The 13217-nt window shown below is 69.0% G+C and carries 15 protein-coding genes and 1 pseudogene; 10 read left to right on the forward strand and 6 right to left on the reverse strand.

The window, feature by feature from the left end; genetic code table 11:
• Positions 1-36: 36 nt before the first annotated feature.
• From IH50_RS0102400 to IH50_RS43465, 4 genes are all read left to right on the forward strand, one after another.
• Positions 37-486 carry a MarR family winged helix-turn-helix transcriptional regulator gene (locus IH50_RS0102400; protein WP_030856653.1) on the forward strand — a complete coding sequence of 150 codons (450 nt, stop codon included), beginning with the start codon at positions 37-39 and terminating at the stop codon, positions 484-486.
• A 46-nt stretch (positions 487-532) separates the two neighbouring features.
• Positions 533-1348: an IclR family transcriptional regulator gene (locus IH50_RS0102405; protein ID WP_078913805.1), complete on the forward strand. Its 816-nt coding sequence runs from the start codon at positions 533-535 to the stop codon at positions 1346-1348.
• Between the two features lie 208 nt (positions 1349-1556).
• Positions 1557-2909 carry an MFS transporter gene (locus IH50_RS0102410; RefSeq protein ID WP_030856657.1) on the forward strand — a complete coding sequence of 451 codons (1353 nt, stop codon included), beginning with the start codon at positions 1557-1559 and terminating at the stop codon, positions 2907-2909.
• Between the two features lie 58 nt (positions 2910-2967).
• Positions 2968-4040 (forward strand): IS630 family transposase gene (locus tag IH50_RS43465; RefSeq protein ID WP_420708986.1). Its coding sequence is split into 2 segments (ribosomal slippage): positions 2968-3478 and positions 3478-4040, totalling 1074 coding nucleotides; the frame shifts between segments, so codons are not numbered across the junction.
• A 623-nt stretch (positions 4041-4663) separates the two neighbouring features.
• Here IH50_RS43465 and IH50_RS0102425 read toward each other — a convergent pair.
• Entirely contained in the window at positions 4664-5218 is a 555-nt protein-coding gene (locus IH50_RS0102425) for a tyrosine-type recombinase/integrase (RefSeq protein ID WP_078913817.1), read from the reverse strand.
• Here IH50_RS0102425 and IH50_RS43470 point away from each other — a divergent pair.
• Positions 5189-5770 carry a winged helix-turn-helix domain-containing protein gene (locus IH50_RS43470; protein ID WP_234328067.1) on the forward strand — a complete coding sequence of 194 codons (582 nt, stop codon included), beginning with the start codon at positions 5189-5191 and terminating at the stop codon, positions 5768-5770. The two genes, IH50_RS0102425 and IH50_RS43470, sit on opposite strands and share 30 nt — an antisense overlap.
• On the forward strand, positions 5733-6242 hold the full coding sequence (locus IH50_RS43475) for an IS630 family transposase (protein ID WP_234328070.1): 510 nt from the start codon (positions 5733-5735) through the stop codon (positions 6240-6242). The genes IH50_RS43470 and IH50_RS43475 overlap by 38 nt, the downstream gene beginning before the upstream one ends.
• Positions 6243-6549: 307 nt before the next feature.
• Here the strand turns inward: IH50_RS43475 and IH50_RS43125 are convergent, their stop codons facing one another.
• Both IH50_RS43125 and IH50_RS37395 read right to left on the reverse strand, forming a co-directional pair.
• Complete coding sequence (locus IH50_RS43125; protein WP_267883265.1) at positions 6550-6675, reverse strand: hypothetical protein; 126 nt, start codon at positions 6673-6675, stop codon at positions 6550-6552.
• A gap of 36 nt (positions 6676-6711) precedes the next feature.
• Positions 6712-7942, reverse strand: a pseudogene (locus tag IH50_RS37395) (RHS repeat-associated core domain-containing protein); the annotation flags it as partial.
• A 206-nt stretch (positions 7943-8148) separates the two neighbouring features.
• On the opposite strand from IH50_RS37395, the gene IH50_RS0102450 reads away from it, so the two are divergent.
• The 3 genes from IH50_RS0102450 to IH50_RS0102460 are packed head-to-tail and all read left to right on the forward strand — an operon-like array spanning position 8149 to position 9605.
• Positions 8149-8376, forward strand: a complete 228-nt coding sequence (locus IH50_RS0102450; RefSeq protein ID WP_030856669.1) for a hypothetical protein — start codon at positions 8149-8151, stop codon at positions 8374-8376.
• A gap of 3 nt (positions 8377-8379) precedes the next feature.
• The gene (locus IH50_RS0102455; RefSeq protein ID WP_199822029.1) at positions 8380-9015 is read left to right on the forward strand and encodes a hypothetical protein; all 636 of its coding nucleotides are present in this window, start codon (positions 8380-8382) and stop codon (positions 9013-9015) included.
• Positions 9012-9605 carry a sigma-70 family RNA polymerase sigma factor gene (locus IH50_RS0102460; protein WP_030856674.1) on the forward strand — a complete coding sequence of 198 codons (594 nt, stop codon included), beginning with the start codon at positions 9012-9014 and terminating at the stop codon, positions 9603-9605. The genes IH50_RS0102455 and IH50_RS0102460 overlap by 4 nt, the downstream gene beginning before the upstream one ends.
• Before the next feature lie 313 nt (positions 9606-9918).
• Here the strand turns inward: IH50_RS0102460 and IH50_RS0102465 are convergent, their stop codons facing one another.
• Positions 9919-10482 (reverse strand): snapalysin family zinc-dependent metalloprotease, encoded by a 564-nt coding sequence (locus IH50_RS0102465; protein WP_030856677.1) that lies wholly within the window; start codon positions 10480-10482, stop codon positions 9919-9921.
• A 739-nt stretch (positions 10483-11221) separates the two neighbouring features.
• The gene (locus IH50_RS0102470; RefSeq protein WP_030856679.1) at positions 11222-11692 is read right to left on the reverse strand and encodes a nuclear transport factor 2 family protein; all 471 of its coding nucleotides are present in this window, start codon (positions 11690-11692) and stop codon (positions 11222-11224) included.
• Positions 11693-11853: 161 nt separating this feature from the next.
• Here IH50_RS0102470 and IH50_RS0102475 point away from each other — a divergent pair, with 161 nt between their 5' ends.
• Positions 11854-12297 carry an Rrf2 family transcriptional regulator gene (locus tag IH50_RS0102475; protein WP_030856681.1) on the forward strand — a complete coding sequence of 148 codons (444 nt, stop codon included), beginning with the start codon at positions 11854-11856 and terminating at the stop codon, positions 12295-12297.
• Between the two features lie 638 nt (positions 12298-12935).
• Here the strand turns inward: IH50_RS0102475 and IH50_RS39280 are convergent.
• Positions 12936-13217 (reverse strand): zinc ribbon domain-containing protein (locus tag IH50_RS39280; protein WP_158801144.1); only part of this gene is annotated, 282 nt, incomplete at its 5' end.

Here is a 13217-nt window from a genome sequence, read left to right on the forward strand (position 1 = left end):
GCCGGCACCACCCCGGCGACAGACGGACGGAAGACTGTGGCGCACGCACTGGAACTGCACAACTACGTCGGACACCTGATCCGGCGCGCGGAACAGGTGCACACCGCCCTGTGGTACCGGCACGTGTCCAGGGAGATCACCTCCCAGCAGTTCGCCGTCCTCAACGCCCTCAGCCGCGACCCCGGCATCGACCAGCGCACCCTCGCGCGCTTCACCTCACTGGACCGTTCGACGGTCAACCACATCGTCCGCCGACTGACCGACCAGCACTACGTCAGTCAGGTACGCGACGAGGAGGACCGCCGACGGACCCTGCTGAGCCTCACAGACGAGGGATCCGAACTGCTCGACTCCCTGATCGGCCCCGCCGAGGACATCAACGAACAGCTACTCGACGCACTGCCCGGCGACGAGCGGGAACTGGCCGTCGAGATTCTCCGCAAGATCGCATCGATGGACAACGAGTCACTCAGCGACGGTCCGTAAGCCCGGTACGCAACGGGCCACCCCGGAGCGAGGAAGGACTCACGCCTTGACTCACCACGCCCTGCGCATCACACCCTCCTCGACGCCCCCGCACGGTTCCGGGTCTTCGTCCGCCACGGGGACGGGGTCGGTCATCGGCCGCGCCCTGCGCATCCTCGGTGCCTTCACCGCGCAGCGTCCCGACCTGACCCTGAGCGAGCTGGCCCGGCGATCAGGTCTGCCCGTCTCCACCGTGCACCGCATGCTGGGCGACCTGCTCGTGTGGGGTGCTCTGGAACGCGACGCGCAAGGCCGCTACCGCATCGGGCTGCGGCTGTGGGAGGTCGCGTCCTTGGCTCCGCGCAGTCAAGGGCTGCGCGAGCGCGCACTGCCTTACCTGGAAGACCTCTCCTCCCTCGTCCGTGAGAACGTCCAGCTCGCAGTCCGTGACGCAAGCGAGGTGGTCTTCATCGAACGCATCGCCCCGAGCTGTGCCGTGCCCACGCTGACACGAGTGGGAGGACGGCTGGGCATCACTACGACAGCGGCGGGACTGGTGCTGCTCGCTCACGCACCGGCAGCCGTTCAGGAGGAGGTTCTCGCGCGGACGATACCCCGGCACACCCCGTTCACGCTCACCGACAGCGGCCGGCTCAGGGCGGTCCTCGCCCAGGCACGCACGTGCGGCTACGCAGTCAGCGACCGGCAACTGTCCACCGACACCCTCTCCGTCGCCGCGCCCGTCACCACGGACGACGGCGAGGTGACCGCAGCTGTCTCCGTGGTGGTCCGGCACGGGTCCACGTCCGTCGGAGCGCTCGCCGATCTGGTCCGCTCATGCGGCCGCGCCATTTCGCGAGCTTTTGACACGCCCGACCTCTGAAGGACAGCGGCCCGCAACACTTGTTTCCCGGCATCCGGGAAACCACCTGGCCGCGCGAGACCGCCGCTCGCACCATGACTGCTCCCACTGCCGAACCCGAGGCTGCCACCCACGGCGCCGACGAGCCCGTTCGGCCATCCCGCAGTCGACAACGGAGTGCTGCCATGGAGAAGTGTCCCCACCGCCCCACCGCACCACAGGCCGTCCGGTGACCGCCCGCCTCACGCAGGCCCTGGACGACGGGCCCATGAGCCGTTTCCAGTGGGGTGTGATCGCCATCTGCGTGCTGCTCAACACCCTTGACGGATTCGACGTGCTGGTCATGTCCTTCACCGGGAAGACGATTGCCGGCGAGTGGCACCTCGACTCCGGTACCCTCGGGCTGCTGCTGAGCAGCGGGCTGGCGGGCATGGCATTGGGCGCCCTGCTCATCGCTCCCCAGGCCGACCGGATCGGTCGGCGGCCAGTCATCCTGGCCGGCCTGGCCCTCGCGGCCGCGGGCATGCTGCTGTCCTCGGTCAGTCAGAACTGGCAGCAGCTGGGGGCGCTGCGCCTGCTCACCGGTGTCGGAATTGGCGCCGTTCTCGCCTGCAGCAACGTCATCGCCGGTGAGTTCGCCTCCCGCCGCTGGCGCGGTCTGGCCGTCAGCCTCAACTCCACCGGGTACGCCGTGGGCGCGACGATCGGCGGCGTCTCTTCGGTCGCCCTCATCGACCGCTACGGGTGGCGCTCGGTGTTCCTGGCCGGAGGACTCGCCACCCTGGCCGTCATTCCTCTCGCCTTCCGTCTTCTGCCGGAATCGCTCGACTTCCTCCTCAACAGGAGACCCGCCAATGCCCTGAGCCGTGTCAACGAGCTGGCCCGCCGCATGGGGCAGCCAGACCTGTCCACGCTCCCGGACAAGGACCCGACGACGCTCACCTCCGCAGGCGGGTTCCGCCGCCTTCTGGCGCCGGATCTCCGACGCCCCACCCTGGTGCTGTGGGGTGCCTTCTTCCTCGTCATGGCCGCCTTCTACTTCGTCACAAGCTGGACGCCAACCCTGCTCGTTCAGGCCGGCATGTCCGCGACACAGAGCCTGACCGGCGGAACGCTGCTCAACCTGGGCGGCGTCTTCGGCACCGCGCTCCTGGGCGCACTGGCCGCGCGGTACGCGCTCGGCAGCGTCCTGCGTACCTACCTCTTCGTGTCGGCAGCACTCGTCGTGGCCTTCGCGTCGTCCACCGACACACTCGTCCTGGCCTTCTGCATCGGCGCCGCCATCGGAGTCGCGGTCAACGGCTGCATCGCCGGCCTCTACGCCTTGACGCCGAGCGTCTACCCGGCACCGCTGCGGGCGACAGGTGTGGGAGCGGCGATCAGTGTCGGCCGCGTGGGTGCCATCATCGCACCCACCACGGCGGGCTGGCTGCTGGACGCGGGCTGGACACCGCTGGCCTTGTACGTCACGACGGGTGCGGTGTTCTGCGCGGCCGGCTTGCTCCTTCTGGCCACGCGAAGGAAACAGCCGACAGTGAAGCCGGCGCGTGACACCAGGCCAACACCGTCGTCTGCTTACTGAGGTTTTCGGGTTGTCGTCGGGTAGTGACGGTTCATGATCCCCGCGGTATGCCGATGAGGTGAGGTATCCAGAGGGTGGGGGCTTGACCGCTGAGCGGCGGGCATTTCGTGAGGGGATCCGGCTTCAGGCCGGCGAGAGGTTCGCGGCGGGCGAGAAGACGGCCGCGATCGCGAAGGATCTCCGGGTGAGTGTGCGGTCGGTGGAGCGCTGGCGTCGTGCCTGGCGCGAGGGCGGCATGGAGGCCCTGCGCTCGGCGGGTCCGGCGAACTCCCCGACCGTCACAGACGCTCAGTTCGCCGTGCTCGAGGAAGAACTCGGCAAGGGGCCGGCCGCACACGGCTTCGAAGACGAACGCTGGACCCTGACGCGGGTGCAGGCGGTGATCCGCCGGCGTCTGCGGGTGAGCCTGTCGGTGGCGACGGTGTGGCGGTTGCTGAAACGGCACGGCTGGTCCTGGCAGGCACCCGCCCGCAGAGCACTCGAACGCGACGAGCGTGCGGTGGAGCTGTGGAAGAGGGAGGTGTGGCCGCAGGTAAAAGACTCGCGGCGGCGTCTGGTGCCTGGATCGTCTTCGAGGACGAGGCCGGCTTCTCGATGACTCCGCCCCGTGCCCACACCTGGGGCCGACGCGGACATACCCCTGTCATCCGCGTCCGCGGCAGGTCCCGCCGCCGGACTTCCATCGCCGCACTGTGCTGCTACAAGCCCGGCGAGAAGAGCCGCCTCATCCACCGGCCCCGCGCTCACCTCCGCCTCAAGGGTGCACGCAAAAGCCTCTCCTGGCAGGACTACCGCGACCTCCTGGTCCGCGCACACATCCAGCTCGAAGGTCCGATCGTGGTGGTCTGGGACAATCTCAACACCCACCTGGCCACCGGGCTGAAGCAGTACGAGGCCGACCACGGCTGGCTCACCACCATCCGCCTCCCGCCCTACGCACCTGACCTCAATCCCGTCGAGGCCGTCTGGTCGCTGGTACGCAGGGCGATGGCCAACACCGCCTTCGACACATCCGAGGACCTCGACCGCACCCTTCGCCGCGAGTTACGCAGTATCCAGCTCCGCCCCCACCTGGTCGACGGCTGCCTCGCCGCCACAGGTCTGGCTATCACCCCACCGACCCCGCCGTGAAAGCCTCAGTAAGCTGCCCGACCGCCCGCCTCGCAACAAGACGGGCCCCAAGCAGCCGTGGCTTCGCCACGGGCCGGGATCGCCAGTTCAGCTGCCATGGCCAGCTAGTCGATCCTGTCTCCCGCACTCACTCAACCCGGTCGCACTCGGAGGGGCACGCACCCTCACACGGACGGACGAGCGCGTGCGATCGCAAATCAGGCACCCGGGAAAGTCACGTCCATACGGACTGCACGGGCCGCCGACCGCATCGTGTGCGCCAGCGCGTTCGATCTCACAGGGAAGCCGCACCGGAGTGCTCCGATGCGGCTTCGCCGTCTCACGATCCGCGCAGAGATCCCGTCAAGACGGACCTCGGTGGGGCCTCGCCGTATCACCCTCGTGTCACACCGCAATCACCAACTGGGCAGACCGTCTCGGACCAAGAGGCTCTGACCTGCAATTTCATGCCCGCAGTGGACTGCCGTAGACGCCCCTGGACGGTCTCTACAACCTGTGCCATGTGGTACCGAGGGACGGACCCAGGATCAGGACTGGTAGGTGTTCTGGCCCGTCAAAGCGGTATTGCAGCGTCTCGGTCTTGCCTTCGGTCACGGGTTCACACCTTCATCTGTCACGATCTGTCACACGCCCCCTGCGAGACCTCCCCATGCCTCCGCCGCTGGAAGCAGGTCCGCCACGTCCGGCTTCACGTACCACTTCTTCGTCGTCTTCACGTTGGTGTGCCCGGCCCACATGGCGAGCAGGTGATCCGGCACCCCGTCGTTGGCGAGGTACGTGAGGCAAGACGCCCGAGCATCGTACAGACGGACCCTGCGCAGGCCGTTTGCGTCCATTATTTTGCAGGCCCGCGTTCGGAGCTGCCGACCGTTCAACGCGCCCCCGAGTTCGTCCACGAGCACATACCCGCCGCCCTCGTACCCCTCGCCCGCCGCCAGGCGTTCCACTGCCTGCGTGGCGCGGAAGGTCTTCAGCGCCTCCCGTACGAGGCTCGGGAGCGGCAACACACGCTCCCCCGCCATGCTCTTCGTGTCCTTCTCCACCACCGTGCGGTTGCCCATCATGGTCCGGGTGTTGGCGATGCTGAGCGTAGCCGCGTCCAGGTCTATTGATACGAAACGGTTTGGGTTCCGGGTCGTTGGGTGGGTGTGAGCGATCTGGTGGGGGACGCGCGGCATCTGTCGCCGTCGGCGCAGGAGGCCTTGCGGCTGCGTGCGGTGGCCGCGCTGGTGGCGGGGCGGGACCGTGAGGACGTGGCGGCGGTGTTCGGGGTGTCGTTGAAGGCGGTGGACGGGTGGTGGGTGAAGTGGCTGGCCGGCGGCCGGGAGGCGCTGGTGATGCGGCCGCGGGGCAAGCCGGTGGGGGTGCATCAGGTGCTCGGGGAGGCCGAGCAGGGTGCGGTGCGGCAGGCGGTTCTCGATCACCGGCCCTGTGACGTGGGGCTTTCCGGTCAGCTGTGGACGCGGCGGCTGGTGGGCGAGCTGATCGTGAAGCTGTACCGGGTGCGGCTGACCGAACCAGGAGTCGGCACGTACCTGAAGCGGTGGGGGCTGTCCTTCCAGCGCCCGGACAAGCGGGCCGTCGAGCAGGACCCCGAGGCCGTGGCGCGCCGGCATCAGGAGACCTGGCCGAAGATCCGCGCGAAGGCGAAGGAGGACGGCGGCGAGATCCTCCTTCGCCGACCAGGCCGGTATCCGGTCCGACCAGGTCACCGGCCGTACCTGGGGTGAGAAGGGGAGGACTCCCGTCGTGCGGCGGAGCGGGAACCGGTTCTCGGTGAACGCCATGTCGGCGATCAGCACCAAGGGCCGGATGCACTTCATGGTCTTCACCGAGAGCTTCACCGCCGAGGTGATGTGCCGCTTCCTGGACCGGCTCGCCGGCCACTTCGAGACCAAGGTCCATCTCGTGGTCGACGGGCACTCCGCCCACCGTTCCAAGAAGGTCCGCGACTGGCTCACCGCCCACCCCGACGATGTCGAGCTGCATTTCCTGCCGCCGTACTCGCCCGAGCTGAACCTCGACGAACTGGTCAACGCGGACCTCAAGCACAGCCTGCCCAGACAGCACCGGGCCCGGAACCAGGCCGAACTCGCCGCCGAGACCCGCCGCTTCTTCCGCAGACGCCAGCGACAGCCCCACATCGTCCGCGGCTACTTCGGCGGCCACACGTCCGTTACGTCCTGGACGAGAACCCCATGAGTTTCTGATCAATAGCACGCCCACACGTCACTGCAGGGGTGACTTCTGCGGAGGCAGAGGTTTGGCAAACTCGCGCAGCAGCGGTGGCACCAGAGCGAGCGCCCGTGCCCGTGGCTCCAGCAGCACATGGAACAGGAGCGGCCCCCCTCGGCCGCGACAGGACGGCGACGCACCCGGCTCACAAGGCCGGGCGCGTCGCCGTGTCCAAACCCTGCGACCGGGCGCGCCATGCAGTCAACGCGCCGTCAGGCGGGTACGGGATCAGCCGGGCGGCGCGCTACACGTTCTGTGTGTCTCGCGGGTGGTGCTACTTGTTGCGGACCTTACTCACCAGGAACGCCACCCCGACGATGACCACCAGGGCAATAGCGATGATCCAGAAGGGCGGAGTGCCCTCCCCTGCGTCCTTGGCCAGGAACTGGCCGTATGACATCAGTCCTCCCATCCGTTCATCAGCCTTTGTCGGTTTCTAATTCAGAACGTTGGTTGCAGCCTTCTCTCCCAGTTCGCCGGCGCCGTATCCGATGCCGAAGCAGGCAGCGCCAACAGCCGACCCGTCTACGCCCGCGGTGGGGGCGCTGACGGCGACGGCGACCGCGCCACACGCGGTCTCGGCGGCGGCCCCTGCCGCCAGGCCGATGCCCGTGGCCAAGGCGTCCTTGTAGTTGCCCTCGTCCAGGTCCTTGGCGATGGAGCCGATGTCGTACATGTCGAAGCCCTTGCCGACCACGTCGAAGAAGGCAAGCCCGGTCGGGTCGATGCGGTTGACGGGGTCGCCTTCGGCGTAGAGGTAGGGGTTCTTCTCCTGGCCCGAGGGGTCGGGCTGGGTGAAGCGGCCGATGCTGGCGTCGTAGTACCGGGCCTGGAAGTGGTGGAGGCCGGTGGGGTCCTGGCAGCCGCCGGCGAAGCGGTAGGGCTGGGCGACCGGTTCCGAGGACTGGGACAGGATGCGCACCCCGCGCGGGCTGTAGGCGTAGGTGTTGACCTTGTTGCCGTCACCGTCCGCCAGGGCGACCACGCTGCCGATGGCGTCCGTGAGGTAGTAGTACGTCTTGCCTCCGGTTGCCTCCGGTCGTCATGGAGTTCAAGGTGCCCCCGGGTTCGCGGTTGAAGCCCATGTCCACACCGGCGGTTGTCTTCGCCGACAGACCCAGCGGGCCGTTGTGGAAGTAGGTGTCGCCGAGCTTGATGCGTTCGCTCTGGTCGGTCGAGCCGTACTGACCCGCGTACGTCTTCGCGGCGACCGTGATCGACGCCATCTGGGAGTGGTCGGTCCACTTCTCACCGGTTCGGGCGTAGTCGTCCGTAGAAGCGCCGACCGTCTCGTTGCCGATGGCGTCGTAGGACCAAGGGCCGCTGGTGGTGGACTTGGCGGTGAGCTGCTGGGCGTCGTTGTAGGTGTAGGTGGTGCCGCGGGGGCAGCCCTGGTCGGTTCCTTGCGAGGTGAGGTTGCCGGCCAGGTCGTAGCAGTACTGCCAGGAGTCCGTGATCGCTCCGGACTTCTCCTCCTTGGCGTAGGAGAAGCGGCCCGCTCCGTCGTAGGAGTACGTGCGCTTGGTGTTGCGGACGTTGTCCGTCAGGGTGCGGATCTTGGAACCGTCGGTAGCGGCGTTGGTGCCGTAGCCGTACGTGTAGGCCAGGTCGACCAGGGTGCCTTGCGGGGAGGTCGCCTTGATGATCTCGGGGCGGCTGGAGTTGTCGCCCGCACGACGGACGTAATGGTCCGACGCTGAACTCCGGCACGCCTAGCCGGTCACCTCTACTCCAACTCCGCGAGCACCCGTCGTACCCGGTGGGTCGTGCGCCACCAGCGCACCTGCGGAGTTGGCCGCGACGTCGTTCTGCGGCCCCACCCGGGCGGCTGGGGCGGAAGCAGGGCTGGTCGGGCCGTATCGTTCCGCAGCTCATGGGCACCGCGGCCGGGGCCGTGGTCGGCGCGTCCCTCCTGGTCCAGAACGCCCTGCTCGAGGGTGAGTCCATCGCCCCGGTCGAACTGCTGCCGGCCACGGTCGTCGGAGCACTGACGGGCGTCCTCTGCGGTTACCTCGCCGCCCGCTTCTCCGTGCTCCTGCGCGAGGACTTCCCGACGACCGTCCCGGCCACGACCCCGGCCGTCGCCACGAAGGGCCTGTGACCCATGCGCCACTCCGCACCCTCCCGCCTCCTCCCGCTCCTGGCCGCCGCGTACCGCCGTGCGCGAGGCCACGCACGCGGGCTGACGCTCACCGTGTCCGCCACCCTCGCGCTGGTCATGGTCTCCGCCACACCGGCCACCGCGTACGCCCCGGTGGACATCGTCCACACCGAACAGGTGGACGTGGGTCCGTACAAGGTCACCGTCGGCTTCTCCGAGTGGCCCCTGCGGGCCATGCAGTCGCTCGACTTCTCGTTCATCCCCGAGGACGGCATCGCGGGGAAGTCGGGCACACTCACCATCGACGGGCCCGGGCTCGATCCCGACGACCGGGAAGGGGTCCTGAGCAGGCACCCGCGTCAGCGCGACGTCTGGGGACTGGACGTCTACGCCCTGCCGGAGCCCGGCACGTGGGACCTGACGTTCGAGATCGACGGTGCCGCCGGCCAGGGCCGCGGCACGCTGGAGGACATCGCCGTGCTCGACCAGCCGGGCCCGCCGCCGGCCCTCAGCTGGACCGTCGTCGCGCTGCCGTCGGCGGGGATGCTCGCCTTCCTCGCCGTGGGATGGCGCCGGAACAGGCCGGGCGAGAGGGTGGACACGGTCGTCCGGCCCACCGCGAGGACAGGGTCGCAGTGACCGACGCCGTCCCGCCTCTCCCGCGGCGGCCGAGCGACCGGGTGACGACCGCCTGGGCGCTCGCCGCCCGGGGCGGCGATCCCCACGCCGTGGGACGTCTCGTACGCGCCCTGCACCGGGACGTCCTCCGTTACGTGTGTTTCCTCGGCGCGGATCCCCAGAACGCCGACGACCTGGCCCAGGAGACCTTCCTGCGCGCCCTGGACGGTCTGCGCCGCTTCCAGGGCCGTTCCTCGGCGCGCACCTGGTTGCTGTCGATCGCCCGTCGCACGGTGATCGACAGCATGCGGTACGCGTCCTCCCGCCCCCGTGTGTCGGGCACACCCGACTGGGAGACGGCCGCCGAACGCGCGCAGCCGCACGGCCTGCCGGGCTTCGACGACGGCGTCGTCCTCGGGGAACTGCTGAACACCCTGCCGGACGACCGGCGCGAGGCGTTCGTCCTCCCCCAGATGCTGGGGTTCTCCTACGCGGAGGCCGCCACCGTCTGCGCCTGCCCGGTCGGCACGGTGCGGTCGCGGGTCGCCCGTGCCCGGACGTCGCTCGTCCGGGCGCTGGCCGGGGCCGAACCGGTGGCGGCAGCGGCCTGACAGGAGCGTGATGCCGCCCGGTCCCAGGACCGGGCGGCATCACGGTGACGGCCGCGATCGCGGCCCGGCTCAGCCGGCCGTGAGGCGGCCGGAGCAGGCCGGCCACCGGCCGTCGTGCCGGGCCACGGCGACGGGTCGGCAGCAGTGGGGCCGACGCGGAAGTGCCGTCGGCGACGGGGATGCCGGTGTCTCCGGTATGCGGGGGCGTCTTCCGCCCGGCGTCCCCGCACGCGAACCCGTACGGCTCCGCGTGCGGGGACGGCCGGTGTGCGGGGACGGCGGTCCGTCCTCCCTCGCGCACCGGTCATGTGCGTCAGTCCACGGTCGGCGCGGTGCGCGGAGCGCCCGCCGAACGGGCGGCCGCGGCGCCGAAGTTGCTCTCGACCTCCGCCTTCTCGGCCGTGTTCGGATACGGGTTGCGGCATGAGACGCCGGCGCTGGAGCCCGACATCAGGCTTGTGCAGGGGCCGGGCTTGCGGTCCGGCAGGCCCAGGATGTGACCGAGTTCGTGCGACGAGATACGTACCGTGTCGTACCCCTGGCCGACGGCCTGCCGTCCGATGTAGACGGTTCCGTTGCCGAGTGAGGTGGTCGAGGCGCGGGGCCAGCCGTTGTCGGCCAGGATGCGGATGTTGGCGCGTTGCCCGGTGGTGACCGGGCGCAGTTGCACGCCGGTGACACTGGCGTTCCAGATCGCCGCGCCCTGGTCGACGGCGGACCTGAACTCCGCCGCGGCACTGGCGTCGTAGGTGACGACGCGCGCCGCGAGGGGCTGGGCGCCGGGGTCCGCCGGTGCCGCGTGGGCCTGGCCGCCCGCCAGGGCGAAGGTCACCGCGAGGGCGGCGGTGACGCCGTGGGCGATGGTGCGTCCGTACATGGTCGACCTCCTGCGGGGAAGGTGGCGTGCTCATGTCACGTACTGGTGGGCTCTCTGCCCATGGCCGCCGGGCGCCAATCCCTCAATCGGTGCGATCGGCTCCGGCCCGGCGACGGGCCCGCCGCCCCGCCGCGTGACGGCCGCCGGGACCCGACACCGGGTCACGCCCCTCGTCCTCGACCGCCCTTGACGCGACGTCGCGAGCGCACCGACGCGGCGACGCCCTGGTACCCCCGCCCACCGGCCGTCGCCACCCCCCACCCGGACGCCGTAGCGGCCCATCGACCGGAGAGTGGGGCTCCGGAGAATGATTCGCTACGCACCGTCAACGACCGGTTCCGGACTTGACATCATTCCGCGCCGATTCTCGTGATCGTCACGGACTCATGGCAGGGCGAGCCCTCCACGGTCCGCGCATGCGTGGAACTCGTCCACGGTCAGCGTCGGATGCACAGGGCTTGGCGGCATGGGGAAGGGCAGTCCGGCCCCGCGTACCTCGATGATCTTTGGGGTGAGGTCTCGTCGCAACCGTGTGTCTCGTGGAGGCGGGCCCGGAGAACGTCACCCGATGTGGGTCGTTGCCCTGCCTGCCGGCCAGGGCTGCTGATACTCGATGAGCCGGCCTGCCGGATCATGTCGGCGGTTGGGTGCGAACAACAACTTTGTTCGAGAAGCAGCGCCGGGTATGCGGCCCGAAGAAGGGAGCGTCTTGTCGCATACTCGGCGCTGACCGGCAGAGTTACGCCGTCGTGGTTGCTGTCCCGGTGGCTTCGACTGCGGACTTGAAGTCAGGGTGGACCCCGATTTGATCAAGCCACACGCTCATCGAGTTGTAGCAATTGAACCTTTCGATCTTTCCGTCACGGAGGTACCAGAGGTCCGCCGCCGGCACGTCGATCCGGTTCCCGGTCGGCGGGATCTCGCCGACCGGAGTCGGAAACCCTCCGAGATGCGTGCCCTGGATGCGCAACTCGACGGCGACGACATCACCGAACGCATGTACCTCGAGCAGCTCACGGTGTACATCGGGGAATGAGCGGGCGAGGCCCGCGATCACCTGAGGAATCTGCTCTCCGCGGAAACTCTGCGAGGTCGACATGTCGTTGAACGACCCGTCCTCGGTGAACAAGGCCAGGAAACCGTCACCGTCGAGAACGTCCCCTTCCGCGAGCCGGTAAGCCTCGCGAATGGTCTTTTCGTTACTTTCCATTCCTGTTCTCCTTCGAGTTCGCAACACGCTCACGGCCCGCGCTTGCTTTTGACCGACCCTTCCCGGCTGTCGTAACGATAATTGTTACGGCAGATTGTCGCAACTTCCACTGTTACGACTGCGCTGTCGTAACATGGAGTGTTGCGACCGGAGGAGGGATCATGAGCGCCAACAGCAGGCTGACCATCGCCGCCCATGCGCTGGCCTGGATCGGTCTCTACCAGCGCCAGGGCCACGAGGTCGCCACCTCCGAGCAGATCGCGACCAGCGCGAACACCAACCCCGTGGTGATCAGACGGCTGCTCGGCGAGCTGCGCGGGGCCGGGCTCGTGGAGTCCCGGCGGGGCGCGGGCGCGGGCTGGTCGCTGGCACGCGAGCTGGAGTCGATCACCCTGCTCGACGTGTACGAGGCAGTGGAACCCGGCCCGCTGTTCGCGATGCACCGCACCACCCCGGACCAGGGATGCGTGGTGGGTCACGGCATCCAGCCGGCGATGCGGGGCATCTACCAGGGCATCGAGGAGACTCTGAGACACGAACTGGCCCGCGTCACGCTCGAGAAGGTACTCGGGGACGTACTCGCGGCACCTCGCCAGCCTCTCTGATCAGCTGGGCGACCCCGTGCGAACCGTAGGGTTCGGCGTGGGTTCCGCCCACCGGGGCGGGGTGTTGACGATGCCGGGCCTGGCCGCGTCCAGGTCGATGTCCGACCACCACAAGCCGCGGACCTCCGCCGGACGGAGCCCCCTCAGGGACAGCAGCAGCCTGGACAACCGCCTCGAGACGGCTTCCCCGCCTGCACGCACACCGTCGTGACCAGCGGTCAGGTACGCGGGCTGTCGTCCGGCGGGCGGGCCGGGCGGGTCCGATACGGCTTCCCGCCGCGAACCGCCGTGCCTCGACCAGGCCGTCCGAGCAGGCGAATCCGACGGTGGCCGGACCGCTGACGCACCAGCCGCTCGCCGTACCCGGCCCACTCGAGAACGGGCGACGTGGAGACGTTGCAGCCACGGCGCGAACCCGCAGCAGGTGGCGCTGCTGACGACCGTGCGGCCGGGCGGCCTCGTCGACCGTCCGGCGCGAGCGCGCTATCGCCGCGTGGGGTCGTAACGCGCCCAGCCCTCGTCGAGAAGCCGGAACCCGATCTCCACGGCCGACTCCGGATCGGCCTGGCGGGCCATGAGAGGGATCTGGAGAAGGACAACGGACTTGACTTCCTCCCCCTCCTGAAGGAGGGGGATTCCTACGGCTCGCGCCGTAGGGGTTTCTGCTTCATCGCCGACTGCCCGTCCGGAGTACTCCGTTGAGGTCTTACACCGGCTCCACAGACAGACGCCGTCAGCCCGACGGCCAGGATGTTCTTCGCCGCGTTCACGTCCCGGTCATGGGTCGTCCCACAGCTGTCACACGTCCAGGTGCGGACGTTCAGCGGCATCTTGTCCCGCAAGGTGCCGCAGGTCGAGCACAGCCTGGAGGAGGGGAACCAGCGGTCGATCGCGATCACTTCGCGGCCGTACCACTGGGC

The organism is Streptomyces sp. NRRL S-37, from assembly GCF_000721605.1.
Lineage (GTDB): Bacteria > Actinomycetota > Actinomycetes > Streptomycetales > Streptomycetaceae > Streptomyces.

What these genes read in the sequence shown, in the direction of transcription:
- IH50_RS0102450 (WP_030856669.1), top strand. Translation starts at nt 8,149, where the DNA reads ATGGGCACCGCGGCCGGGGCCGTGGTCGGCGCGTCCCTCCTGGTCCAG.
- IH50_RS0102475 (WP_030856681.1), top strand. Translation starts at nt 11,854, where the DNA reads ATGAGCGCCAACAGCAGGCTGACCATCGCCGCCCATGCGCTGGCCTGG.
- IH50_RS0102465 (WP_030856677.1), bottom strand. Translation starts at nt 10,482, where the DNA reads ATGTACGGACGCACCATCGCCCACGGCGTCACCGCCGCCCTCGCGGTG.
- IH50_RS0102425 (WP_078913817.1), bottom strand. Translation starts at nt 5,218, where the DNA reads ATGCCGCGCGTCCCCCACCAGATCGCTCACACCCACCCAACGACCCGG.
- IH50_RS43125 (WP_267883265.1), bottom strand. Translation starts at nt 6,675, where the DNA reads ATGTCATACGGCCAGTTCCTGGCCAAGGACGCAGGGGAGGGCACTCCG.
- IH50_RS0102470 (WP_030856679.1), bottom strand. Translation starts at nt 11,692, where the DNA reads ATGGAAAGTAACGAAAAGACCATTCGCGAGGCTTACCGGCTCGCGGAA.
- IH50_RS0102455 (WP_199822029.1), top strand. Translation starts at nt 8,380, where the DNA reads ATGCGCCACTCCGCACCCTCCCGCCTCCTCCCGCTCCTGGCCGCCGCG.